Source organism: Brevundimonas olei (assembly GCF_037055245.1).
GTDB classification, from domain to species: Bacteria; Pseudomonadota; Alphaproteobacteria; order Caulobacterales; family Caulobacteraceae; genus Brevundimonas; species Brevundimonas olei.
On record NZ_CP146369.1, the window covers coordinates 2,897,431 to 2,917,917 of the forward strand.

At 70.7% G+C, this 20,487-nt stretch carries 23 protein-coding genes; 14 read left to right on the top strand and 9 right to left on the bottom strand.

Annotated elements, in window-relative coordinates:
• Nucleotides 1–320 precede the first annotated feature (320 nt).
• The 4 genes from V8J38_RS14130 (at nucleotide 321) to V8J38_RS14145 (ending at nucleotide 3,407) form a co-directional block, all read left to right on the top strand.
• Nucleotides 321–692, top strand: a complete 372-nt coding sequence (locus V8J38_RS14130) for a chromosomal replication initiator DnaA (protein ID WP_125899924.1) — start codon at nucleotides 321–323, stop codon at nucleotides 690–692.
• Entirely contained in the window at nucleotides 689–1,405 is a 717-nt protein-coding gene (locus tag V8J38_RS14135) for a DUF6456 domain-containing protein (protein WP_338576534.1), read from the top strand. Before V8J38_RS14130 ends, V8J38_RS14135 begins: the two co-directional genes overlap by 4 nt.
• A 110-nt stretch (nucleotides 1,406–1,515) precedes the next feature.
• Nucleotides 1,516–2,307, top strand: coding sequence for a hypothetical protein (locus V8J38_RS14140; protein WP_338576535.1), 792 nt, complete (start codon nucleotides 1,516–1,518; stop codon nucleotides 2,305–2,307).
• 41 nt (nucleotides 2,308–2,348) lie between these two features.
• On the top strand, nucleotides 2,349–3,407 hold the full coding sequence (locus V8J38_RS14145) for a linear amide C-N hydrolase (RefSeq protein ID WP_338576537.1): 1,059 nt from the start codon (nucleotides 2,349–2,351) through the stop codon (nucleotides 3,405–3,407).
• A 22-nt stretch (nucleotides 3,408–3,429) separates the two neighbouring features.
• Here V8J38_RS14145 and V8J38_RS14150 read toward each other — a convergent pair whose 3' ends face one another.
• Both V8J38_RS14150 and V8J38_RS14155 read right to left on the bottom strand, forming a co-directional pair.
• Nucleotides 3,430–3,723, bottom strand: coding sequence for a hypothetical protein (locus V8J38_RS14150; RefSeq protein ID WP_338576538.1), 294 nt, complete (start codon nucleotides 3,721–3,723; stop codon nucleotides 3,430–3,432).
• Nucleotides 3,724–3,801: 78 nt separating this feature from the next.
• A complete protein-coding gene (locus V8J38_RS14155) occupies nucleotides 3,802–4,239 on the bottom strand; it encodes a SufE family protein (RefSeq protein WP_338576539.1) in 438 nt (145 codons plus the stop codon).
• Between the two features lie 146 nt (nucleotides 4,240–4,385).
• Between V8J38_RS14155 and V8J38_RS14160 the strand changes: the two genes are divergently transcribed.
• Complete coding sequence (locus V8J38_RS14160) at nucleotides 4,386–6,023, top strand: HAMP domain-containing sensor histidine kinase (protein ID WP_338576540.1); 1,638 nt, start codon at nucleotides 4,386–4,388, stop codon at nucleotides 6,021–6,023.
• 3 nt (nucleotides 6,024–6,026) lie between these two features.
• Here the strand turns inward: V8J38_RS14160 and V8J38_RS14165 are convergent, their stop codons facing one another.
• Together V8J38_RS14165 and V8J38_RS14170 are read right to left on the bottom strand one after the other, a co-directional pair.
• Nucleotides 6,027–6,650 carry a LysE family translocator gene (locus V8J38_RS14165; RefSeq protein ID WP_338576541.1) on the bottom strand — a complete coding sequence of 208 codons (624 nt, stop codon included), beginning with the start codon at nucleotides 6,648–6,650 and terminating at the stop codon, nucleotides 6,027–6,029.
• A gap of 45 nt (nucleotides 6,651–6,695) precedes the next feature.
• Nucleotides 6,696–7,184 carry a MarR family transcriptional regulator gene (locus V8J38_RS14170; RefSeq protein WP_338576543.1) on the bottom strand — a complete coding sequence of 163 codons (489 nt, stop codon included), beginning with the start codon at nucleotides 7,182–7,184 and terminating at the stop codon, nucleotides 6,696–6,698.
• Nucleotides 7,185–7,234: 50 nt separating this feature from the next.
• On the opposite strand from V8J38_RS14170, the gene V8J38_RS14175 reads away from it, so the two are divergent.
• Nucleotides 7,235–8,176, top strand: coding sequence for a S41 family peptidase (locus tag V8J38_RS14175; RefSeq protein ID WP_338576544.1), 942 nt, complete (start codon nucleotides 7,235–7,237; stop codon nucleotides 8,174–8,176).
• 8 nt (nucleotides 8,177–8,184) lie between these two features.
• On the opposite strand, the gene V8J38_RS14180 is transcribed toward V8J38_RS14175, so the two are convergent.
• Nucleotides 8,185–9,048, bottom strand: a complete 864-nt coding sequence (locus V8J38_RS14180; RefSeq protein WP_338576546.1) for a hypothetical protein — start codon at nucleotides 9,046–9,048, stop codon at nucleotides 8,185–8,187.
• A 55-nt stretch (nucleotides 9,049–9,103) separates the two neighbouring features.
• Between V8J38_RS14180 and V8J38_RS14185 the strand changes: the two genes are divergently transcribed.
• From V8J38_RS14185 to V8J38_RS14195, 3 genes are all read left to right on the top strand, one after another.
• On the top strand, nucleotides 9,104–9,433 hold the full coding sequence (locus tag V8J38_RS14185; protein WP_338576547.1) for a DUF1491 family protein: 330 nt from the start codon (nucleotides 9,104–9,106) through the stop codon (nucleotides 9,431–9,433).
• A 179-nt stretch (nucleotides 9,434–9,612) separates the two neighbouring features.
• On the top strand, nucleotides 9,613–9,993 hold the full coding sequence (locus tag V8J38_RS14190) for a hypothetical protein (protein ID WP_291777757.1): 381 nt from the start codon (nucleotides 9,613–9,615) through the stop codon (nucleotides 9,991–9,993).
• Nucleotides 9,994–10,105: 112 nt separating this feature from the next.
• Complete coding sequence (locus tag V8J38_RS14195; protein WP_338576549.1) at nucleotides 10,106–11,581, top strand: tetratricopeptide repeat protein; 1,476 nt, start codon at nucleotides 10,106–10,108, stop codon at nucleotides 11,579–11,581.
• On the opposite strand, the gene V8J38_RS14200 is transcribed toward V8J38_RS14195, so the two are convergent.
• Nucleotides 11,578–11,718, bottom strand: a complete 141-nt coding sequence (locus tag V8J38_RS14200) for a hypothetical protein (RefSeq protein ID WP_338576550.1) — start codon at nucleotides 11,716–11,718, stop codon at nucleotides 11,578–11,580. The genes V8J38_RS14195 and V8J38_RS14200 overlap by 4 nt on opposite strands.
• Nucleotides 11,719–11,876: 158 nt before the next feature.
• Here V8J38_RS14200 and V8J38_RS14205 point away from each other — a divergent pair, with 158 nt between their 5' ends.
• A complete protein-coding gene (locus V8J38_RS14205; RefSeq protein ID WP_338576552.1) occupies nucleotides 11,877–13,505 on the top strand; it encodes a peptide chain release factor 3 in 1,629 nt (542 codons plus the stop codon).
• A gap of 3 nt (nucleotides 13,506–13,508) precedes the next feature.
• On the opposite strand, the gene V8J38_RS14210 is transcribed toward V8J38_RS14205, so the two are convergent.
• Together V8J38_RS14210 and V8J38_RS14215 are read right to left on the bottom strand one after the other, a co-directional pair.
• Entirely contained in the window at nucleotides 13,509–14,273 is a 765-nt protein-coding gene (locus V8J38_RS14210) for an SDR family oxidoreductase (protein ID WP_338576554.1), read from the bottom strand.
• Nucleotides 14,274–14,350: 77 nt separating this feature from the next.
• Nucleotides 14,351–14,950 (bottom strand): hypothetical protein, encoded by a 600-nt coding sequence (locus V8J38_RS14215; protein ID WP_338576556.1) that lies wholly within the window; start codon nucleotides 14,948–14,950, stop codon nucleotides 14,351–14,353.
• A 67-nt stretch (nucleotides 14,951–15,017) separates the two neighbouring features.
• On the opposite strand from V8J38_RS14215, the gene V8J38_RS14220 reads away from it, so the two are divergent.
• Complete coding sequence (locus tag V8J38_RS14220) at nucleotides 15,018–16,472, top strand: PLP-dependent aminotransferase family protein (protein WP_338576557.1); 1,455 nt, start codon at nucleotides 15,018–15,020, stop codon at nucleotides 16,470–16,472.
• On the opposite strand, the gene V8J38_RS14225 is transcribed toward V8J38_RS14220, so the two are convergent.
• Nucleotides 16,469–17,617: an MFS transporter gene (locus tag V8J38_RS14225; protein ID WP_338576558.1), complete on the bottom strand. Its 1,149-nt coding sequence runs from the start codon at nucleotides 17,615–17,617 to the stop codon at nucleotides 16,469–16,471. The two genes, V8J38_RS14220 and V8J38_RS14225, sit on opposite strands and share 4 nt — an antisense overlap.
• Nucleotides 17,618–17,673: 56 nt before the next feature.
• On the opposite strand from V8J38_RS14225, the gene V8J38_RS14230 reads away from it, so the two are divergent.
• The 3 genes from V8J38_RS14230 to V8J38_RS14240 all read left to right on the top strand — a co-directional run bounded on the left by V8J38_RS14230 (nucleotide 17,674) and on the right by V8J38_RS14240 (nucleotide 20,457).
• Nucleotides 17,674–18,588, top strand: coding sequence for a LysR family transcriptional regulator (locus V8J38_RS14230; RefSeq protein WP_338576559.1), 915 nt, complete (start codon nucleotides 17,674–17,676; stop codon nucleotides 18,586–18,588).
• A gap of 119 nt (nucleotides 18,589–18,707) precedes the next feature.
• Nucleotides 18,708–19,076, top strand: coding sequence for a hypothetical protein (locus V8J38_RS14235; protein WP_338576561.1), 369 nt, complete (start codon nucleotides 18,708–18,710; stop codon nucleotides 19,074–19,076).
• 103 nt (nucleotides 19,077–19,179) lie between these two features.
• Complete coding sequence (locus V8J38_RS14240; RefSeq protein ID WP_338576563.1) at nucleotides 19,180–20,457, top strand: hypothetical protein; 1,278 nt, start codon at nucleotides 19,180–19,182, stop codon at nucleotides 20,455–20,457.
• The last annotated feature ends 30 nt before the right edge of the window (nucleotides 20,458–20,487 follow it).

The window sequence follows — 20,487 nt, forward strand, 5'->3', positions numbered from 1 at the left end:
ACCTTGTTCCAACGTTAACGGGCCAAAACCTTAAGAAGGGTTAACGCATCCCGATATGAAACGCCTAAGGTGATTTGCGAATCGCCGTCCAGAGTCCCGAGTCAAGGATTCGTTAATTTATTCGGCGCCGCCCCCTCATTCCCCTGTTGACGTCTGACGCGTCTTCCACAGGGGGCGTGCACAACCGCCCCCGTCAATGCCGTGCCCCGCCTGTCGAAGCGACCGTTTCTGACGCTTCATAGGACAACATTCCTAACCCAACCGCCCGACGCACTCATAATGGCGGCATCCACAGGAATGGCGGGGAGGAAGCGCAGATCATGGAACCCTATCGCGTGCCGGTGACGGAGGGCGACCGCATCCGGGCGGACGCGGCCCTGTCGCTGTCGGGTCTGGCCCTGGGCGTGCCTGTCGCCGAGATGACGCGGCGCGAGCGGGTGCGGCCCAGGGCGTGTCGCGCGCGCTGGTCGGCCATGTATCTGGCGCACGTCTCCTTCGGCTGGCCGCTGGAGCGGGTGGCCCACGCCTTCGGCCTGAACCGGGCGACGGCCGGCGCCGCCTGCCGCTGGGCCGAGGACGAGCGCGACCGGCCCGACTACGACGCCCTGATGGACGGCCTGGAGGGGTCGCTGCGGGCGGTGATGGAGCTGCCCCTGGTCGATCTGGCGCCCGAGATCGGAGCCCGTCGATGAGCCGCCAGTTGGAACGCGCCCGCAGCCTGCTGCAACGCCCAGGCGCCTGGCTGGACCAGGCGAACGGCGCCTATCCCTTGCGCCTCGGCGGCGACCGGCGCAGCCGGGTGGTGCTGACCCTGGACGAGGCCGTCTTCCGCGCCGTGATCGAGCGGCCGGGGCTGCGCCTGCGCGAAGGCGGCGGCTGGCTGCCCCGCGCGGCCAACGACCATGCCCGCCCCGCTCCTCCGCCCGGCCGACCCGGCGTCATCGAGGGCGAACGCGCCATGATGGAGGGCGACGGCCGCCTGACCACCCGCCGCGCCAATCTGGGCGAGAGCCCGATCCTGTGGCTGGCCCGGCGCAAGGACCAATCGGGCCGCCCCTGGCTGACGCCGGCCGAGGTCGCGGCGGGCGAACGCCTGCGCGCCGAGGCCGAGATCGCGGCCGCCGGCCCCTCCCTGACCATGCGCTGGGACGCCTTGCCGACCTCGCGTTCGGGCGGCGGGGGCGTGCGGATCGAACCGAGCGACCGCGCCCTGTCCGCCTCGGGTCGGGTGCAGGCTGCGCTGAGCGCCTGCGGCCCGCGTCTGCGCGCCATGGTCGAGCAGGTCTGCATCCACGGCACGTCCCTGCAACTGGCGGAACAGGCGCTGTCCTTACGCCGCCGACAGGGCAAGACCCTGCTGAAACAGGGATTGCAGGCTCTGGCCGAGCATTACGGCATCGGGTGACGGCGCGCGACGATCGGCGAAATACAATCACAGATTGCCGATCCACGATTACTTAAGCATGGCCGTTCTATCCAGAGACCATCCCCTCGGTCGCCGTGAGCAGACTCCTTATGACGTTCTTCCGCCCAGCCTCGCTTCTTCCTGGTCTGGCGGCGACCGCCCTCGCCGGCGCCGCCGTCGCCCAGACCAGCGCCGAGGATCAGTGGCGTATGACGGTCAGCCCCTATGTCTGGGCCACTTCGCTGGACGGAAACGTCACGCTGGCGGGCCACAAGGCGCCGGTGGACGTGTCCGCCTCGGACGCCTTCGACCAGCTGGAGAGCGTGGTCATGGGCGACGTCGAGGTGCGCAAGGGCCGCTGGGGCGCCTTCGTCGACTATCAGTACGCCAAGACCCATGAGGGCGTGTCCCTGATGGGCGTCCCGGCCGAACTGGGGACCCGCTCGACCACCGTCTCGGGCGGGATGCTGTTCCGCCTGATCGACGACCCGCTGGGCGGCCGCACCGCCTTCGGCGACGCGCGCAGCTTCCGCGTCGAACCGCTGGTCGGCGCCCGCTGGAGCCAGCTGCGGGCCGATCTGAACACCCCGCTGGGCGCCGTGCACAAGGGCGCCGAATGGACCGACCTGCTGCTGGGCCTGAGGGTCGAGGGCGACGTGTCCGAGCGCTGGACCCTGCGCGCCCAGGTCGACGCCGGCGGCCTGGGCGACGACGACCGCCACAGCCTGGCCTGGCAGGCCCTGGCCTCCTATCGCACCCCGCTGGCGGGCGGCGCCGTCTCGATCAACGCCGGCTACCGCCTGCTGCATCAGAACTATGAGCAGGACGATTTCACCGGCCAGCGCTTCGACTGGAAGGTGACCCGCCACGGCCCGGTCCTGGGCCTGTCGCTGACCTACTGACCCCTCATCCCCCCGACGATCCCCTCACCTCAGGAGACGACATGCGCAACGGAATGAAGAAGGGCGTCGCCGCCCTGGCCGCCGCCTTCATGGTGGCCGTTCCGGCGGCCGAGGCGTGCACGCGCCTTGTCTACCACGGCCACGACGGCGCCGTGATCACGGCCCGGTCGATGGACTGGAAGGACGAGATCATGACCAATCTCTGGATCTTTCCGCGCGGCATGGCGCGGGACGGGTCCGGCGGTCCCAACTCCCTGACCTGGACGTCCAAATACGGCAGCGTCATCGCCAGCGGCTATGACATCTCGACCGTCGACGGCGTGAACGAGATGGGCCTGGTCGCCAACGTCCTGTGGCTGGTGGAGTCGGAGTATCCGGCCTACGACCCGAACAAGCCCGCGCTCAGCATCGCCGCCTGGGCCCAGTACGCCCTCGACAATTTCGCCACCGTGGCCGAGGCGGTCGAGGCCCTGCGCGACGAACCCTTCGTCCTGGTCAGCGACAGTGTGCCGGGTCAGGACCGCCTGACCACCCTGCACCTGTCCCTGTCGGATTCCGGCGGCGACAGCGCCATCTTCGAATACATCGACGGCAAGCTGGTGATCCACCACAGCCGCGACTATCAGGTGATGACCAACTCGCCGACCTTCGACCAGCAGCTGGCGCTGAACACCTATTGGCAGGGCATCGGCGGCACGGTCATGCTGCCGGGCACCAACCGGGCGGCCGACCGCTATGCGCGGGCCGCCTTCTACGTCAACGCCATCCCCAAGTTCGAAGACCAGAACATGGCCCTGGCCAGCGTGTTCAGCGTGATCCGCAACGTCTCGGTGCCGTTCGGCATCTCGACCCCGGACCAGCCGAACATCTCCTCGACCCGCTGGCGGACGGTCGTGGATCACAAGCGCAAGCTGTACTTCTTCGAGTCGGCCCTGACGCCGAACACCTTCTGGGTGGACCTGAAGAAGATCGATTTCTCAGAACGCGCCCCGGTCAAGCGGCTGGAGCTGGGCGAGAACCAGATCCACACCCATGCAGGCGACGCCACCGCCGAATTCAGCAACGCCCGGGCCTTCCCTTTCCTGGGTCCGCAATCCTGAGGCGTCGGAGCGCGGTCGGGGTTCAGAAGATCCCGACCGCCGCTTCGGCCCAGATCAGCAGCACGGACAGGATCACCGCTGCGGCCAGCATCAGCCGCACCAGCGGAGTCCGCGCCTTCCACAGCAACAGCTCCAGCAGCAGGCCCGCCCCGATCAGCAGGACGGCGGCGAACAGGAAGTCCTGCGCGTCCCAGGCGACCTCGGAGGTGAACTGCATGGCCGCCAGCGGCGTCAGCAGGATCAGCCCGACCGCGCTCCAGCCGGCCGTTCGGATCGGATTGAAGAAGGAGGGCGCGCGTTTCATCAGGACCGACATCGGACCGCTCCGCACAGGATGAGACGTCTCATCATGCGCCCGATCGCGCGCAATCGGAAGCGAGACCACCGAGCGCGGTCAGCTCGCCGCCAGCGCCGCTTCCCTGATCCGCCCCACCATGCTGTTCAGACCGTTGGCGCGTTGCCGGGTCAGTGCCGAAGGCAGGCCCAGCCGGTCCAGCGCCGCCCTGGCGTCAAAACCCAGAATCTCCGCCGGAAGGCGCCCGGAATAGAGCCGCAGCAGCAGGGCGATATTGCCCTTTGACAGGGCGCTGTCGCTGTCGGCGTCGAAGAAGAGACGGTCGGTCTCCCGCCGCGTCGACAGCCAGACCTGGGCGGCGCAGCCCGGCACCTTGTTCGCCTCGATCCGCGCCTCCTCAGGCAGGGGCGGCAGGTCCTTGCCCAGGTCGATGACGTATTCGATCCGTCCTTCCCAATCGCCCAGCAGGTCGAACTCCTCGACCAGTTCGGCCAGGGTGTCGTCGATGGAGCGGGCGGGAGCGGCGGTGGAAGTCATGGGCGCGACATAGGCCGCGCGCGCCCTCGCCACAACCGCCCCTCTCACAACCGGCTCTGCGCTCCCCCGACAGGCGAGCGCGCTAGGGAGCGTCTGGAGCGCGGTCTAGGTTATACGGCTGATTCAACCCTTGCGCCCGGATGGCCGTGACGTCTCGGACCGCCCTTCTTGATCCCATCCGCCGCCCCGAAGCCGCCGAGGCCGGGGACGGCGCCGCCGTGGCCGCCTGGCACGCCGGATGGACGGCGGTCGTCGGGCTGACGGCCCTGGGCGCCGTCTGGCTGGGGCGCCCCCTGGCCGCGCCCGAGGCGCTGGCCCTGGCGGTGACGGCCGCGCCGGGGGTGGCGGGCCTGGCCCTGCTGGCGCGCGACACGACGGCGTTGAGAGCGGCGCTGACGACGCTGTGGGCCCTGGCGGCCCTGACGGCGGCGGCCCTGGCGGGCGGCGCGGCGGGACCGCTGGCCGGCTTCGTCTTCGCCCCACTGGCGGCGGGGCTGGCCCTGGGCGGGCGTCGCCGCGCGGGCGTCGGCGCCCTGGCCTCGGTCGGCGCGGCCCTGGTCGGTCTGGTCTCCACCCTGGCCGTCGGACCCGCGACGCCCGGCGGCGGCCTGGCCGGCGCCTCGGCCCTGATCACGGCGGGCGCTGCCCTGCTCGGCCTGGTTCTGGGCCTTCGTCGCCAGGCGCGCCGCCTTTCCCTCGCCGAGGCCGCCGTGGCGCGGGTCGAGGCCGTCCTGTCCGGTCAGCCGGGCCTGACCCTGACGCTGGACGCCGAAGGCCGCCATCGCGCCCTGTCCGCCTATGGCGCCGCGCCCGCCGCCCTGCCCGTCGATCTGCTGTTCGAGGATGGGCTGCTGGCCGTCGTGGACGAGGCCGACCGTCCCGCCGTCATCGCCGCCCTGGCCCGCGCGCGCGGCGGCGCCGAGGCCCAGGTCCGCTTCACCCCGCGCCTGGCGCTGGACCGGCGCATCCTGCTGGTCGCCCGGCGGCTCGACAAGGGACCGCGCCTGATCGTCCAGGCGCTGGACGCCACCCTGCAGCACGCGCGCGAGGCCGAGCTGGACGCCGCCCGCGCCGAGGCAGAGGCCCAGAACCTCGGCAAGACCCGCTTCCTGGCCCACATGAGCCATGAGCTGCGCACCCCGCTGAACGCCGTGGTCGGCTTCTCCGACGCCATGCGGCAGGAGCTGTTCGGCCCCGTCCCGCCGCGCTACGCCGACTACGCCGCCTCGATCCACGAAGCGGGCGGCCACCTGCTGGACCTGATCAACGACGTGCTGGACGTCAGCCGCATCGAGGCCGACCGCTATGAGCTGTCGCTGGAACGCTTCGACGCGCGTGAGCCGGTGCTGGCGGCGCTGGCCCTTGTCCGCATTCAGGCTGATGACAAGGGCGTCGAACTGGCCGCCGTCCTGCCGCCCGAGGCGCTGAGCGTTCGCGCCGACTGCCGCGCGCTGAAGCAGATGGCGCTGAACCTGCTGGCCAATGCGGTGAAGTTCACCCCGCCGGGCGGGACGGTCACCGTGTCGGTGCAGGCGGCGGATGATGCGCTGGAAGTGACGGTGGCCGACACCGGCGTCGGCATTTCAGCCGACGACCTGGCCCGTCTGGGCCGTCCCTATGAGCAGGCAGGCGACGCCGAACAGCGGGCGCAAGGTTCAGGGCTGGGGCTGGCGCTGGTGCGCGCCCTGGCCGGGCTGCACGGCGGGACGCTGACGCTGGACAGCGCTCTGGGCGTCGGCACGGCGGCGACGGTGCGTCTGCCGCTCGAGACGCCGGACGCCTGAACCTCAGACGCGCGAGGCGGCCAGCTTCAGACCGAAGCCGATGAAGACGACGCCCACCACCCGGTCCATCGTCCGCACCACGGCCGGGCGACGCAGGAACCGGCCCAGCGGGGCCGTCGCCAGGATCAACCCGGCGAACCAGACGATGGTCAGCGCCACATGGACCCCGACCAGGAAGAAGGTGAAGGCCGCCACATTGGCGCCCTGCGGCACGAACTGGGGCAGGAAGGTCACGTAGAAGACGCCGATCTTGGGGTTCAGCAGATTGGTCAGCAGGCCGCGCCGAAAGGCGACGGGACCACTGGGAGGTAATGCGGCGCCCGGCTCGCCCAGGCTCCTGCGCGGCTTGAACAGCATCTGCGCGCCCAGCCAGACCAGATAGGCCGCGCCCGCCCACTTCACCACCGTATAGGCCAGCTCCGACACCCGCAGCAGCGCCCCGAACCCAAGCGACACCGCCGCGCCCCAGATCAGACAGCCCAGCAGGATGCCCGCCCCGGCGAAGACGGCCGAACGCCCGCCCTCGGCCGCCGCCGAGCGCAGCACCATGGCCGTGTCCACCCCCGGCGTGATCGTCAGAATGGTGATGGCGACCAGGAAGGCGGCGAACAGGGCGGGATCGAACATGGGCGCACTAGATCATGCACTGAGCGAGGGTGACAACGTCCGATCTCAACCCGGCCGCCTCATCCCCTCCATACGGTCGCGATAGCCGCGCGCGTCCAGCGCCCTCAACGCCGCCGTGAGAACCGCCTCAAGCTCCAGTCCCAGATCCTGATCCAGCGACCGCGCCGCCCGACTGGTCGCGCGCCATTGATCGGTCAGGGCCGGCAAGGCCGCGCGCGCCTGATCCGACAGCATGACCGCGCGCTGTCGTCCGTCCGCCGCACGGCCGGAAACCAGCCATCCCTCGCGGGTCATCTGCGCCGCCGTCTGACTGAGCGCCGAATGGGTCAGGCCTGCGGCCTCGGCCAGGGCCTTGATGCTGAGCGCCATCGGTTCTTCCGCCCCCCGCTCGGCCTCCATCAGGGCGCGCATGATCACCGTATAGCGCGGCCTGAACGCCAGCCCGCGTGCGGCGTAGGCGGCCTCCACCTCGCCGTCGAGACGGTCGGCCAGACGCCGCAGCAGGGCTCCAAGACTTGACGGGCGTTCGGACATAGCCTCATAAATATATAAGGGCTGTTATAAATCAACCCATGCGAGGCCCCATGCTCTCCGCGCTTGTCCATCCCTTCCTGGCCGTCGCCCTGACGACCTGTCCCCTGCAGGTCGAGGTTCTGAACGCCGCCGCCGACCGCATAGGAGCCGGCTACATCACCCAGGCCGAGGGGCAGGCCGTGGCGCGCCGCGTCCGCGACTGGGCGGCGGAGGGACGCTATGCCGAACACTGCGACAACCCGGCCGCCTTCGCCGAGGCGGCGACGCGCGACCTGCGCACGCTGGACGGGCACTTCCGCCTGACGCCCCCGCCGTCGTCAGGACCGTCAACCGGTCCCGCCCCCGCCTCCCTGCAGGCCTGGCGCGACGAGGCCCGCGCCGCAGGCGGCGGCGTGCGCGAGGTGCGGGTGCTGGAGGGCAACATCGGCTATCTGCGGCTCAGCGCCTTCTATCCCTGGGACCTGGTCGAGACGCGCCTGGCCGCCGCCCTGACCCTGTTGGGAGATGTCGACGGCCTCATCATCGACCTGCGCCGCAACGGCGGCGGGGACGGACGCACGGCCGATCAACTGGTCGCCAGCCTGCTGCCCGAAGGCGCCGCGTTCGGCTGGATCGAACGACGCGAGGGTCGGCTTCCTCACGCCGCGCCGCCCCGCGCCCTGCCCGCCGTCCGGACCAACACGCCGGTCGCCGTCCTGATCGATCGCCGCTCAGGCTCGGCGGCCGAGTTCACCGCCTATACGCTGCAGGCGGCCGGGCGGGCCGAGGTGATCGGCGACCGGTCGGGCGGCGCCGCCCACATGCTGGGACCGCCGCAGCCCCTGCCTCACGGCTACGCCGTCAACGTGCCGGACGCCAGGCCCGTCAACGCCGTCACCGGAAAGAACTGGGAAGGCGACGGCGTCCGTCCCGACGCGCCCGGCGGCGACGATCCCCTGCTGACCGCCCGCGACCGCCTGCTGGCGAAGCTGGGCCGAACGCCGCAGAGCTGAACGGCCGCCTAGACCGGCCCCATGGCGAGGAAGGCGCGGGCGGCGGCGAAGTCGCCCGCCTCGAAACGGGCGGTCGCCACGCTGTCGTCGCGGAACAGGAACTCGATCAGAAAGGGCTCGCGCGGGTCCAGCGCCGCCAGAGCCTCGGCCGCGCTGTCGGGAAAGCGCCAGACCTCGCCCGCCCGCGCGCCGGACGCCAGCAGATCGCGCGGCGCGATGTCGGAACCGGCGGCGAAAACGGCGCGGCGCGCGGCCTCGGGCGGCAGGCCGTCCCCCGCCAGCCACGGCCGGGGCGAGCGCGACGCGTCGCGCATGACGATGCGGGCGGCATAGGGCCGGGGCTTGCCGACGAAGGAGACGACCGCCGCCGGGCGCGCATCCTGGGGCGTTCTGCCGGTCAGGCCGAACCGCACGGGCGAGGCGCCGGTCGCCCCGTCCTGAAACAGGCGCCAGCCGTCGCGGGCGCTCTCGAAACGGTCGGCGCTCCAGCCGGCCCTGTCGCCGGGGAAGTTGATCCGCGCCGCGCGCGACCAGCCGGCGAAGGCGTGGCGCACGCGCGTCTTGACCCGGTCCAGCTCGGCGTCGTTGCAGGGGGTGGCTGCGGCCCGCGCCTTGGCTCGCCCGGCCGTGGCGGCCAGTTCGGTCGCCGAGCGCCCGGCGCGCAGGGCCGCTCCGCGCGCCTGCAGGGTCGCCGCCTCCAGCGCCTGTGTCAGACGCGGCTCGAACAGGCGGCACTTGTCCTGCGCCGCCCGCACGAAGGCGCGCTCATAATAGACGTCGCCGGCAGCCGTCGCCGTCCCTGCCGCGAGGGTCAGGGCGACGATCGCGGCCAGCGTTCTGCTGACTATGCGAGGCGACGGCGCTATCTTCATGGCCCCACCCTAGCCGCCGCCGGTTCCGGGTCCGTGTCCAAACAGGGTGAACCAATTGCTTCTCTCCACTGACGTCTGGGTCGGCGCCCTGATCCGCCGCGCCGAGCTAGAGGGCGCCCACGCCGTGGTGGTGAAGAAGGGCGACGCCCGCGCCGGGGCCGTCATCGTCAAGGCCTATGACACCGCGACCCGCACCGCCCGTCTGTGGACCGAGGCGACCGGCCAGGACGGCGAGCCCCTGTGGATCCAACCCGTCGCCAGCGAGACCGAGAGCGAACTGGACGCCTATCTGGATCGCCAGCGCCGCTATGACCCCGACCTCTGGATCGTCGAGATCGAGGACCGGCAGGGCCGCCACTTCCTGACCGAGAAGACGCAAGGCTAACCCTCTCCCGATGGGAGAGGGTTTTCCGCCAAAACCGCCCTCAAGCAGCGCAAAGCGCGTCAGGGCCGCTCAAAATGGTAACCGGCCCGTTCACCGCGTTCGTGAACCGGACCGCAAGCGCAGGCGCCCTACAACCCGTCGCATGGGGGCCAGAACGGTCCTGCGAGCGGGCGTGGTCCATGCTGTTTCTCTTGAACGATGTCGTCTTCGATCTGGACGAGGCCTGCCCGGCCCCGAGCCATGACGTGCGCCGCTTCGAGACCCTGTCTTGCGACTATGTGCTGGAGATGGGCTGCGAGCTGTTCGCCGAAGACCCGCTACTGCATCGCACGGACCCAGCCCGCGCGCGCCGTCTAGCCTGGCTAATCGCGCACAAGGCGCAGGGCGTCAACGCCGCCCTGTTCGCCGCGCCCGAAGCCGGTTGCGCGCCCGAACTGGTCGAGCCGCGCTTCTGCGCCTTGCCCGAACCGATCATCGCCCAGCTTCACGCCCGCGCCGCCCATGGCCGTCTGAACGCCGCCGTCGCCGACAAGGCGGTCTGGGGCCGCATGGCGGCATAGAACGACGCCCCCTTCTGTCGCCTAATAGCGTTTGCTAAGCGTCGCCGTTCGAGTCGCCAGGGGGCCTAGCATGTTTTTCAAATACATAACGTCGATTGTCGCATCATCGGTCATGGCGGGCGTCTTGTCGGCGGCCACGCCCGTCCAGGCGGAATGGCGCAAAGCCGAGAGCGACCGCTTCATCGTCTATAGCGATGTGGGCGAGCGCCAGCTGCGCAACTTCGTCCAAGACCTGGAATCCTACGACCGCGTGTTGCGGTTCCGCATGGGTCTGCCCGGCGACATTCCGACCCTCCGCAAGCTACCCATCTATCTGGTGGGGTCTTCTGCGGAACTGGCCAAGGTTCGCCACGGCGCTGGGAACTCCCTGGCCGGTTTCTACATCGCCACCGATGAGGACATCTTCGGCGTCGCCATCCGCGATCGAAACGTCGACACCCTCAAACACGAGTACGCGCATCACTTCATGATGCACAACTTCTCCTACGCCTATCCCGGCTGGTTCGTGGAGGGGTTCGCGGAATATTACGCCACGGTCGAGATCAAGGCCGATCGCTTCACCGTCGGCCGCTTCAATGAAAACCGCGCCTCCTGGCTGATGTCCGCGCCGTGGATGGACATGAAGGATCTGCTCTCGCTCAGACCCCAGCAACGCGCCGCCAACAGCGAGACCTACTACCCGCTGGCCTGGCTGCTGACCCACTGGTTCATGAGCGACCCCGAACGGCAGCAGATGCTGGCGGCCTATCTTCTGGATGTCGGGGCAGGCGCGGACTCGGTCGAGGCGATGGAGCGGGCTACCGGCCTGTCCATGATCCGGCTGCGCGACACTCTGCGGCGCTATGCGACTGGAAACCTCTCCTTCCAGATCGTGACGGCGGCCATTCCGACCGCGCCCATGACGATCACCACCCTGCCGGAATCCGCCGACGACCTGCTCCTGCTGAACCAGCGCCTCAAGATCGGCGTGCCCAAGGACGCGCGCGCCGCCACTGCGGCCGAGGTGCGCCGCATGGCCGCCCGCCATCCCGACGATCCCCTGGCCCTGCTGGCCCTGGGCCACGCCGAACTGCATTTCGGCGACCCGGCCGCGGCCGAGGCCCCCCTGCAGCGACTGCTGGCGCTGCAGCCTGACCATGTGGAGGGCCTGCAATACCTGGCGCGCGCGCGGATGGAGGCCATCGAAGAGGTCGAGGATCCAGACGAGATCGACCGCCTGACCGCCGAGGCGCGCGGCTTTCTGGCGCGGGCCCACCGCCTAGACGATCTGAATTACATCACCCTGATGCTGGCCGCACGAAACCGGCGTACCGCCGCCAGCTATCCGAACGACAACGACATCGCCGTTCTGGAGCAGGCCTTCGCCCTGGCGCCGCAGTTGGGCGAAGCTCGATTCACCCTGGCGCAAGCCTTGCTGTCTCGGAGCCGCAACGCCGAGGCGATCACTCTGCTGGAACCCCTGGCCAACCACCCGCACGGCAGCACAGCCGCAGTACGTTCTCTACTGGCTCGGGCTCGCGGTGAGGAAGCGCCGCAGGAAGACGCTAGCGACGCGACGGTCGAAGATACAGGCGAAGAAACGCTCTAGAGCAGGATGCCGAACACCGTGTGCACCAACGCCGCCGCCAGGACGATCAGGGCGAACCCCGCCAGAAAGCAGACCAGCGGGTGAATCTTGCGCTCGTTCTGTTCGGGCGCGGACTTGCCTGGGTGGACCAGAGCCATGATGTTTCCCTTCCCTAGTGCGGCGGACTCATGGCCCGCCGTCTCCCGAAAACGAGCATGCCTCGAATAACCCTCATACGCGAAGGGTCTCTCACGGCATCGTGAACGTCGACAATCGGGCCGTGGCGCGCTAGGTCGCGCGTCCTGAAGGAAGCTCCATGTCCAAACTGACTCTCGCCCAGGAGGCCCTGCGCCGCAGGACCTTCGCCATCATCGCTCACCCGGACGCGGGCAAGACGACCCTGACCGAGCATATCCTGCTGGCGGGCGGCGCCGTGCGCGCGGCCGGCGCGGTCAAGGCGCGCGGGGAGAACCGCCGCGCCCGCTCGGACTGGATGAAGATCGAGAAGGAACGGGGCATTTCGGTCACCGCCTCGGTCATGACGTTCGAGCACGACGGCAAAATGTTCAACCTGCTGGATACGCCGGGGCACGAGGACTTCTCGGAAGACACCTATCGCACCCTGACCGCCGCCGACTGCGCCATCATGGTGTTGGACGCCGCCAAGGGCATCGAGCCGCAGACGCTGAAGCTGTTCGAGGTGTGTCGTCTTCGGGACATCCCGATCATCACCTTCATCAACAAGCTGGACCGCGAGGCGCAGGACCCGATGGCCCTGCTGGACGAGATCGCATCGCGTCTACAGTTGGACCCCTCGCCCATCTGGTGGCCGGCCGAGAGCGGCAACCGCCTGCGCGGCCTGGCCGAGGTCGGCGGTCAGGGCCGGTTCCAGCCCTATACGCGCAAGACCGCCGACAACGACGGCGAACACCCCGCCCCCCTGCCCTTCGAGGAGGCCGCCTCCTACTTCGAGGGGACGGAACGGGCCGACATGGTCGATGCGCTGGAACTGGTCGAGGCGGGATACAAGCCGTTCGACCGTCAGGCCTTCCTGGAAGGGCATATGACGCCTGTGCTGTGGGGCTCGGCCCTGCGCCACTTCGGCATCGAGGAACTGCTGAAGGCCATCGGCGAATGGGCCCCGCCGCCCAAGAGCCAGAAGGCCCGCAAGGAAGCCTCGCCCGAGACCCGCAATGCTCCCGCGCCCGAAGACATCACGGTCGAGCCGAGTACGGACGAAGTCACCGGCTTCGTCTTCAAGGTGCAGGCGAACATGGACCCCAACCACCGCGACCGCATCGCCATGTTCCGCATGGCCTCGGGCAGCTTCAAGCGCGGCATGAAGCTGAAGGTGCAGAACACCGGCAAGCAGCTGTCGGTGAACGCCCCCATCATGTTCTTCGCCTCGGACCGAGAACTGGCCGAAGAGGCCTATGCTGGCGACGTCATCGGCATTCCGAACCACGGTGTGCTGCGCGTCGGCGACAGCCTGTCGGAGAGCGGTCTGGTGCGGTTCGCCGGCCTGCCCAATTTCGCGCCGGAAATCCTGCAGCGCGTCCGCGTCAAGGATCCGCTGAAGGCCAAGCACCTGCAGAAGGCGCTGATCGGTTTGGCCGAGGAAGGCGTGACCCAGCTGTTCCGCCCGGAACTGGGCGCGGACTTCATCGTCGGCGCCGTAGGCCAGCTGCAGTTCGAGGTCATGGCCGATCGTCTGGGCGAGGAATACGGCCTGGACGTCATTTTCGAGCCGTCGCCCTACGCCGAAGCCCGTTGGGTGTCAGGCGCCAAGGCCGACCTTGAGGACTTCGCCGGGAAGTATCGGCCCCAGATGGCGACCGACATCGACCAGAACCCGGTCTTCCTGGCCAAGTCGGCCTGGGAGACGGGCTATGTCTCCGAGCGCTTCCCCAAGGTGGCCTTCACCAAGACCAAGGAGCGGGGCTGACCCTCAGGTCTTGCTGATCGACACCCCGCCGTCGACCAGCATGGCCGTGCCGGTCATGAAGCTGGAGGCGTCGGAGGCCAGGAACAGGGCCGCACGGGCGATCTCTTCGGGGCTCGCCATCCGCTTCAGGGCGTGCATTCCCTCGACGAAGGCGATGATCTCGGGCGTATGGGCGAACTCGCGCCCCGCCTCTGTGTCGGTGCCGCCGGGCAGCAGGCAGTTGCTGCGGATTCTCTTCGCGCCATACTCGGCCGCGATGACCCGCGACAGGCCGACCAGCCCCGCCTTGGCCGCGCCATAGGCCGCCATGCCCGGCATGCCGATGGCGTGGCCGACGAAGGTCGAGGTGAAGATCAGCGACCCGCCGCCGCGCGCCAGCATGGCCGGAATCTGGTGCTTGGCGCCCAGGAAGGCGGCGGTCAGGTTGAGGTCCAGGGTGTCGCGCCAGCGGTCCAGCGCGATCTCGGGCGTAGGCTCATTGGCGCCGGTCGCTCCCGCATTGTTCAGGGCGATGTCGAGTCCGCCGAACCGCTCGACCGCCGTGCTTGCCAGCCGCTCGGCCAGAGCCTCGTCGCGGATATCGCCGGGGACGGCGACAGCGCGGCCGCCCTCAGCCTCAATGGCGGCGACCAGGACCGACAGTTCTGTCTCGCGTCGAGCCGTGACGACCACCGCCGCGCCTTCACGCGCGAACAGTCGGGCGGCGGCGGCGCCGATTCCGGAACTGGCTCCGGTGATGACGGCGACCTTGTCGGTGAGTGCGGGCATGACGACCTCGTGCGTGAAAGAGGCCGCCTTCCTTTCATGCCTTCAGGGCGTGGTCTGGCGAGGTTCGGACTCGGCGTTCAGGGCGAGGGCGCCACGCGGGTCTCGCGCCCCAGCGCCTGGAACCACGGCAGGAAAACCTGGATCAGCGGGCCGATGCCCACGGCGAAGACCACCGTGCCCAGGCCGACCGAGCCGCCCAGCAACCAGCCTCCGGCCAGGACGCTGACCTCGATCAGCATACGCGACACGCGGATCGACCAGCCCAGCCGCTGGTTCAGGCCGATCATCAGGCCGTCGCGCGGCCCCGTGCCCATGCCCGCGCCGATGTAGGCGGCCCCGCCCATGGCGGTCAGGATCACGCCCATCGTCATGAAGGCCAGCCGCAGCGGCAGGCCCGTGACCTCGGGCAGGAGGGCCAGGGCGGCATCCATCGACAGGCCGATGACGAAGATGTTGAACAGCGTGCCCAGCCCCGGCTTCTGACGCAGCGGAATCCAGGCCAGCATAACCAGGACGCCCATGATGATCGAGGCGGTCCCCAAGCTGATGCCCGTCCGCAGGGACAGGCCCTGATGAAAGACGTTCCACGGGTCCAGCCCGAGGTTGGAGCGCACCATCAGGGCGGCGGCCACGCCATACAGGCACAGGCCCAGCTGAAGCTGAATGAAACGACGCATGAACATGGGCGCCATAAGCCACAAAATCGGCCTTGCTTTATAGGGCCAATCTAAAGAGGGTGGCCTTATGCGCGACACCCTGGTCAACGCCGCCTCCCTGTCGCGTCAGCTGGACGGCTGGCGCAGGCCGGACGGCGAGCCGGCGTATCGCCGCCTGGCTGAGGCCTTGAGGCTGATCATTCTGGACGGGCGACTGTCGCTGAACGCGCGCCTGCCCGGAGAGCGGCGGCTGGCCGCGACCCTGGGCGTCAGCCGCATCACCGTCAGCGCCGCCCTGGATCGGCTGAGGGCCGACGGCTTCATCGTCAGCCGGACCGGGGCGGGCAGCTTCACCGCCCTGCCCGCCAGCCCGGCGTCGCCGCTCGCGAACTATCTAAACGGACCGATGCAGCGGGTCGATGCGCCCGGCGTCATCGACATGGCGTCCGCCGCCATGGCCGCCGACGAACAGGTGCACGCCGCCTACGCCCGCGCGCTGGAGGCCTTGCCCGCCTACCTGCCGGGGCCGGGCTATGAGCCGGTCGGGATCGAAGCCCTGCGTCGGCTCGTCGCCGACCGCTACAGCGACGAGGGCATGGCGACCACGGCGCAGCAGGTGGTGGTCACGGCGGGCGCGCTGGGCGGGCTGGCGCTGCTGCTGCGGGCGGCGACGCGGCCCGGCGACCGGGCGGTGGTCGAGCACCCCGGCTATCCCCACGCGCTGGACGCCCTGATCCAGGCCGGGCTGGCGCTCAGCCCCGTCGCCATGACGCCCCAGGGCTGGGACATGGACGGGATGCTGGCCGCCATCGCCCGCGTACGGCCGCGGCTGATCTATATGATCGGCGCGCATCACAATCCGACCGGCCATGTCCTGTCGGCCCAGGACGAGGCCGCCGTCGCCGCCGCGGCCGCCCGCGTCGGGGCAACGCTGGTGTTGGACGACAGCCTGCGCGAACTATGGTTCGACCGCCCGGCGCCGCCGCCTGTCGATCACGGCCCCCATGTCGTGCGGCTAGGCTCGACCAGCAAACCCTATTGGGGCGGGCTGCGCGTCGGCTGGCTGCGCGCCCATGTCGAAGTCATTGATGCGGTGGTGCGCCACAGGCCGTCGCTGGATCTGGGCGTGCCCGTGATGGAGCAGTTGGCGGCCGCCATGCTGCTGACCGGCGACCCGGCGCCGCTGCACGCGCGGCGGCGGCTGCTGGCGCGTCGCGAGGCCCATCTGCGGGCGCGGTTGGCCGAGCATCTGCCGCAATGGCGGACGCGCCGCCCCGACGGCGGCCTGTCTCTGTGGGTCGAACTGCCCCGGCCGGACGGCGTGCGCCTGGCCATCGCCGCGCCCGATCAGGGGGTGCGGATCGCGCCGGGCGTGCGATTCGGGATCAACGGCGCCTTCGACCGCTTCATCCGCCTGCCTTTCAGCCGCGACGAGACGGAGTTGGACCTAGCGGTGGTCCGGCTGGCGGCCGCCTGGCAGGGACTGGACCGCAGCGCGCCGCGTCAGCCGACGCCCGAGCCGCTGCTGCCCGCCGTGTTTTAGGGCGGGTCGCGCTTCAGGCCGAAGGTCATGGCGAACATGACCAGGCAGACGCCGCTGGAGACCAGCAGGGCCAGACTCGCCGAACGGTCCAGCATCATGCCGTAAAGCGCCGGCGCCGCCGCCTGGACGAAACGCGCGGGCGTCAGCACCAGAGCCTGGCGCGCGCCGTAGTTCTCGCGCCCGAACAGATGCAGCGGCAGGACGCCCGAGGCCACCGCCAGCAGGCCGTTGCCCGCCCCCTGGCCCAGAGCGACCGCGCCGGCCGCGCCCTTGCCCCCGACGGAGGCGATCAGGGCGCCGAGCGGATGCAGCAGGGTCGCCGTCCGCGCCGCCGCGACGGGCGAACCCTTCCCCGGCGCCGCCAGGGCGATCAGGCGCACGGCGATGGCCGCGCTCGCCATCAATCCGGCCGCCAGGGCCGCCTCGGCAGGCGTCAGGCCCAAGCGGGTCAGCAGACGCGGCAGATGGGCGCTCATGGCCGTCGCCACCCACCAGGCCCCCGCGAACAGGACGGCCAGGCGGATCATGGTCCCGTCCCAGCGCACTCGGCCGGACGCCGGCGGCCGCGCGCCGGCTCGTCCATCCGGCAGCACCGCCGCATACAGCGGCAGGCACAGCAGCAGATGCGCCCCCGCCCAGACGAAACAGGCCCCGCGCCAGCCCAGGGTCTGGATCATCGCCAGGGTCAGCGGCCAGCCCAGCGCGCCGCCGAAGGCGCCCAGCAGGGAGACGGCGGTGATCGGCTTCTTCGCCGCTTCGCCGTGCAGGGCCACCAGGACGGCGTAGGCCGGGCCGTACAGCCCCACCCCCATGCCCGCGCCCAGCATCAGCACGCCCGCGACCATCGCCGCCGGCTCGCGCGCCAGCCCCAGCAGCGTCAGGGCCAGGGCGAAGATCACGGCCGCCGCCGACAGCACCTCGCGCCCGCCGCGCCGGTCGATCCAGCGTCCGCCGAACGGGCTGAGCGCCGCCGAGACCAGGAAGGCTCCCGACAGGGCCGAGAACACCACGCCGGGCGTCGTCCCCACGCCCGCCGCCAGAGGCTCGGCCAACACCCCGAGCAGGTAGTAGCTGGAAGCGAAGGAGACGATCATCCCCAGGCCCAGCACGGGAATGATCAGGCGAGAAACGGCGAGGTGCGACATGGCGCGCTCTGTCAGCGGATTTGCCCGCCTGGCGAAAGCGACCTATCGAACGCTGCATGTTCGAAAACCTCACAACCTCCGGCGCCCCCAGCGGCGCCCTGCCGTCGCTGAACGCCCTGCGCGCCTTCGAGGCCATGGCGCGCACCGGCAGCGCCACGCGCGCGGCGGCCGAACTGAACGTGACCCACAGCGCCGTCAGCCGGCAGGTCAAGGCGCTGGAGGCGCAGCTGGGCCTGCGCCTGTTCGAGGGGCCGCGTCACGCCCTGACGCTGACCGAGGCCGGGCGCGGCCTTCTGCCCGGCCTGACCGTCGCCTTCGACCAGATCGCCGCCGCCGTGGCCGAGGCGCGCGGGACCGGGCGCGATCTGCACGTCGCCGCCAACGCCAGCCTGGCGGTCAAATGGCTGATCCCGCGCCTGGCCGACTTCAACCGCCTGCACCCCCAGGTGCGGGTCCATCTGGTCGAACTGGCGCCGCACGCGGTCAGCCGGCGCGGAGCCGACCTGCTGCTGCGGCTGTTGGACGCGCGCCGGATCGAGGCTCTGGGAGCCGTCGCCGTCATCTCCAATGCGGTCGGGCCGGTGATCGCGCCCGCCCTGGTCAAAACAGACGCCCGTTCCGACGCCCTGTCCGCGCCGCGCCTGGTCCCGCGGACACACCTTTCCGCCTGGCGGGACTGGGCCGATCTGACCGGGCGGCGTCCGCCCGATGCGCCCGAGCGGGCCGTGGCCCACCTGCATTTCGCCCTGGACGGCGCCCTGGCGGGCTGGGGCGCGGCGGTCCTGCCCTGGGCGCTGACGGCCGAGGCCGTGGCGGACGGGCGGCTGCTGGCGCCCTTCGGCTTCGCGCGCGACGACGGCGCCGTGGCGGCCATTCCGGGCGCAGGCGAGATGTCGCAGGGGCGGCGACTGTTCCTGCGCTGGCTGACGGACCAGGGGCGCGCCATGCCCGCCGCGCCGGATGCAACCTGAAGCTTAGCTGAACACGTCTTTCATCCTTCGCGGGGACGTGGTTCTCTAAGAGGACGCAAATCGGCCCCGCTGCATCATCATGATGGGTCGCCGAATTTGCGGCCCCCTGTGGAGTTCAGATGCTTCTCGTCGCCTTCACCGCCGCCCTGGCGCTGGCTCAGGCTCAGTCTCAGGCCCCGGGTCGGACCGAAGCTCCCGCCCCGCGCCTCGTCTCCTATGACGAGGCGGTGCGGTGCGCCGGCCTGACCCAGGCCGGATCCGAGCTGGAAGGCGGTGAAAGCCGCTATGGCCGAGAGCTTTACGACGCCGCCCTCTATTGGTCGTTGGCGGCCATGCAGGCGGCGACCATCGCGGGCCGCGATCCCACGGCGGCCGAGAACGACCAGACGCGCGCCCGGCTGCAGTCCGTGCGGCGCCTGTCAGCCGGCGACGCCGAAGCCCGCGCCGGCCTGCAACGGTGCCGCCGCGCCGCGCCGCGACTGGGCTAGGGTCAGGCGACGCCCGAGCGGGCGTCTATTTTTCTTGTCATATGGTTAAGCCGAACCCTTCGAACGGCGCTGCGTTTGCTTGGACGACCCCCGGATCACCCTCGTGATCCCGAAGCGGGACGACTGGAGCGCCATGTTCGAATTCGGCAGAGATCTGAGACGGCTGTTCGAGAAGGCGCGCGACAGCGACGACCTCGGCTGGCTGGAGCTGATCGGCGCGGGTCTGGTCGAGGTCGAGGCCCGGCAACAGGCGGTCGACGCGGGCCGCGTCTCCTGCGCCCGGCCCTACGACGCCGCCCTGCGCGCCGCCGCCCTGTGGCGCGAGCACGCCCGTCGCTGCGGCGCCGCCGCCAGCATCGACCGCGCCGAAGCCGCCGGACGCGACGCCGCCAAGGCCGCCGCCAACGACGACCAGGGAATCCGCACCGCCCTCGACATGGCCCAAACCGGGATGCTGGCTTTCGACCTGCGCGGCGGGCCCGAACGGCTGACGGCGGCGCTGGAGCTGCTGGCCGACCTGCCGACCGCGCGCCGCACCGATACGACCGCCGCCATGGCCGCCCTGCACGCCCGGCTGCGCGCGCGTCAGGCCCTGCTGTCGGGCCGCCTGCCCGACCTTACCGAGGCGACGGCCCTGCTGGACGCCGCCCTGGCGCGGCTGAAGACCGGACGCGCGGTCGAGGACGAGCTGCGCATGGATCGCGCCGTGGTGACGCTGGAAGCCGGGCTGATCGCCCGCGACCCGCGCCTGCTGGATCAGGCGGGCCGCGACCTGCGCGCCCTGGTCGAAGCCGCCTCGCCGGAACAGCGCCCCTTGAGCCGCGCCCGCGCCCTGGCCCTGTGCGGCGCGGGCATGGCCGCCCTGGCCGCCGTGGCCGAGGACGCCGCCGCCCGCGATCAGGCCCACGCCCTGTTCGACGCCGCCGCCCAGCTGTTCACCCCCGACCACAGCCCGCTGGACTGGGCCGCCATCCAGGTGATGCGCGCCGAGCGCGAGACCCTGCCCCCGCTGGTGCTGGTCCAGGCCGAGGCCCTGACCGAGGGCGGCGGTCTGATCCTGGGCGCCCTCGCCCACGAGCAGCGCGTGGCCCAGGAAGCCGCGCGCGCGGGCGCCGTCGGCGACCTGTCGGCCCTGCTGGAGATCGAGGGGTCGCTGCGGCGCCGGCTGGTGCGGCCCTCGGTCTCGGCCACGCCGCTGGACTGGGCGGCCGAGCAGATCGGCCTGGCGCGCATCGCCCTGGCCCGCGCCCGCTGGACCGGCGAGACGCCCCGCGCCGTCGGCCTGATGCTGGCCGAGGCGGCCCAGACCGCACGCGAACACGGCGCCTCCAGCCTGGCCGAACGCGCCGAGCGTCTGGCCCCGCGCCCGCAAACCGTCTGATCGGGGGGCGCCGAGACGCCGCCCGGCCTT

Excerpts from the sequence above, each read along its gene's own strand:
- V8J38_RS14130 (WP_125899924.1), top strand. The coding sequence starts at position 321 with ATGGAACCCTATCGCGTGCCGGTGACGGAGGGCGACCGCATCCGGGCG.
- V8J38_RS14135 (WP_338576534.1), top strand. The coding sequence starts at position 689 with ATGAGCCGCCAGTTGGAACGCGCCCGCAGCCTGCTGCAACGCCCAGGC.
- V8J38_RS14140 (WP_338576535.1), top strand. The coding sequence starts at position 1,516 with ATGACGTTCTTCCGCCCAGCCTCGCTTCTTCCTGGTCTGGCGGCGACC.
- V8J38_RS14145 (WP_338576537.1), top strand. The coding sequence starts at position 2,349 with ATGCGCAACGGAATGAAGAAGGGCGTCGCCGCCCTGGCCGCCGCCTTC.
- V8J38_RS14150 (WP_338576538.1), bottom strand. The coding sequence starts at position 3,723 with ATGTCGGTCCTGATGAAACGCGCGCCCTCCTTCTTCAATCCGATCCGA.
- V8J38_RS14155 (WP_338576539.1), bottom strand. The coding sequence starts at position 4,239 with ATGACTTCCACCGCCGCTCCCGCCCGCTCCATCGACGACACCCTGGCC.
- V8J38_RS14165 (WP_338576541.1), bottom strand. The coding sequence starts at position 6,650 with ATGTTCGATCCCGCCCTGTTCGCCGCCTTCCTGGTCGCCATCACCATT.
- V8J38_RS14170 (WP_338576543.1), bottom strand. The coding sequence starts at position 7,184 with ATGTCCGAACGCCCGTCAAGTCTTGGAGCCCTGCTGCGGCGTCTGGCC.
- V8J38_RS14175 (WP_338576544.1), top strand. The coding sequence starts at position 7,235 with ATGCTCTCCGCGCTTGTCCATCCCTTCCTGGCCGTCGCCCTGACGACC.
- V8J38_RS14180 (WP_338576546.1), bottom strand. The coding sequence starts at position 9,048 with ATGAAGATAGCGCCGTCGCCTCGCATAGTCAGCAGAACGCTGGCCGCG.
- V8J38_RS14190 (WP_291777757.1), top strand. The coding sequence starts at position 9,613 with ATGCTGTTTCTCTTGAACGATGTCGTCTTCGATCTGGACGAGGCCTGC.
- V8J38_RS14195 (WP_338576549.1), top strand. The coding sequence starts at position 10,106 with ATGGCGGGCGTCTTGTCGGCGGCCACGCCCGTCCAGGCGGAATGGCGC.
- V8J38_RS14200 (WP_338576550.1), bottom strand. The coding sequence starts at position 11,718 with ATGGCTCTGGTCCACCCAGGCAAGTCCGCGCCCGAACAGAACGAGCGC.
- V8J38_RS14205 (WP_338576552.1), top strand. The coding sequence starts at position 11,877 with ATGTCCAAACTGACTCTCGCCCAGGAGGCCCTGCGCCGCAGGACCTTC.
- V8J38_RS14210 (WP_338576554.1), bottom strand. The coding sequence starts at position 14,273 with ATGCCCGCACTCACCGACAAGGTCGCCGTCATCACCGGAGCCAGTTCC.
- V8J38_RS14215 (WP_338576556.1), bottom strand. The coding sequence starts at position 14,950 with ATGCGTCGTTTCATTCAGCTTCAGCTGGGCCTGTGCCTGTATGGCGTG.
- V8J38_RS14220 (WP_338576557.1), top strand. The coding sequence starts at position 15,018 with ATGCGCGACACCCTGGTCAACGCCGCCTCCCTGTCGCGTCAGCTGGAC.
- V8J38_RS14225 (WP_338576558.1), bottom strand. The coding sequence starts at position 17,617 with ATGTCGCACCTCGCCGTTTCTCGCCTGATCATTCCCGTGCTGGGCCTG.
- V8J38_RS14230 (WP_338576559.1), top strand. The coding sequence starts at position 17,674 with ATGTTCGAAAACCTCACAACCTCCGGCGCCCCCAGCGGCGCCCTGCCG.
- V8J38_RS14235 (WP_338576561.1), top strand. The coding sequence starts at position 18,708 with ATGCTTCTCGTCGCCTTCACCGCCGCCCTGGCGCTGGCTCAGGCTCAG.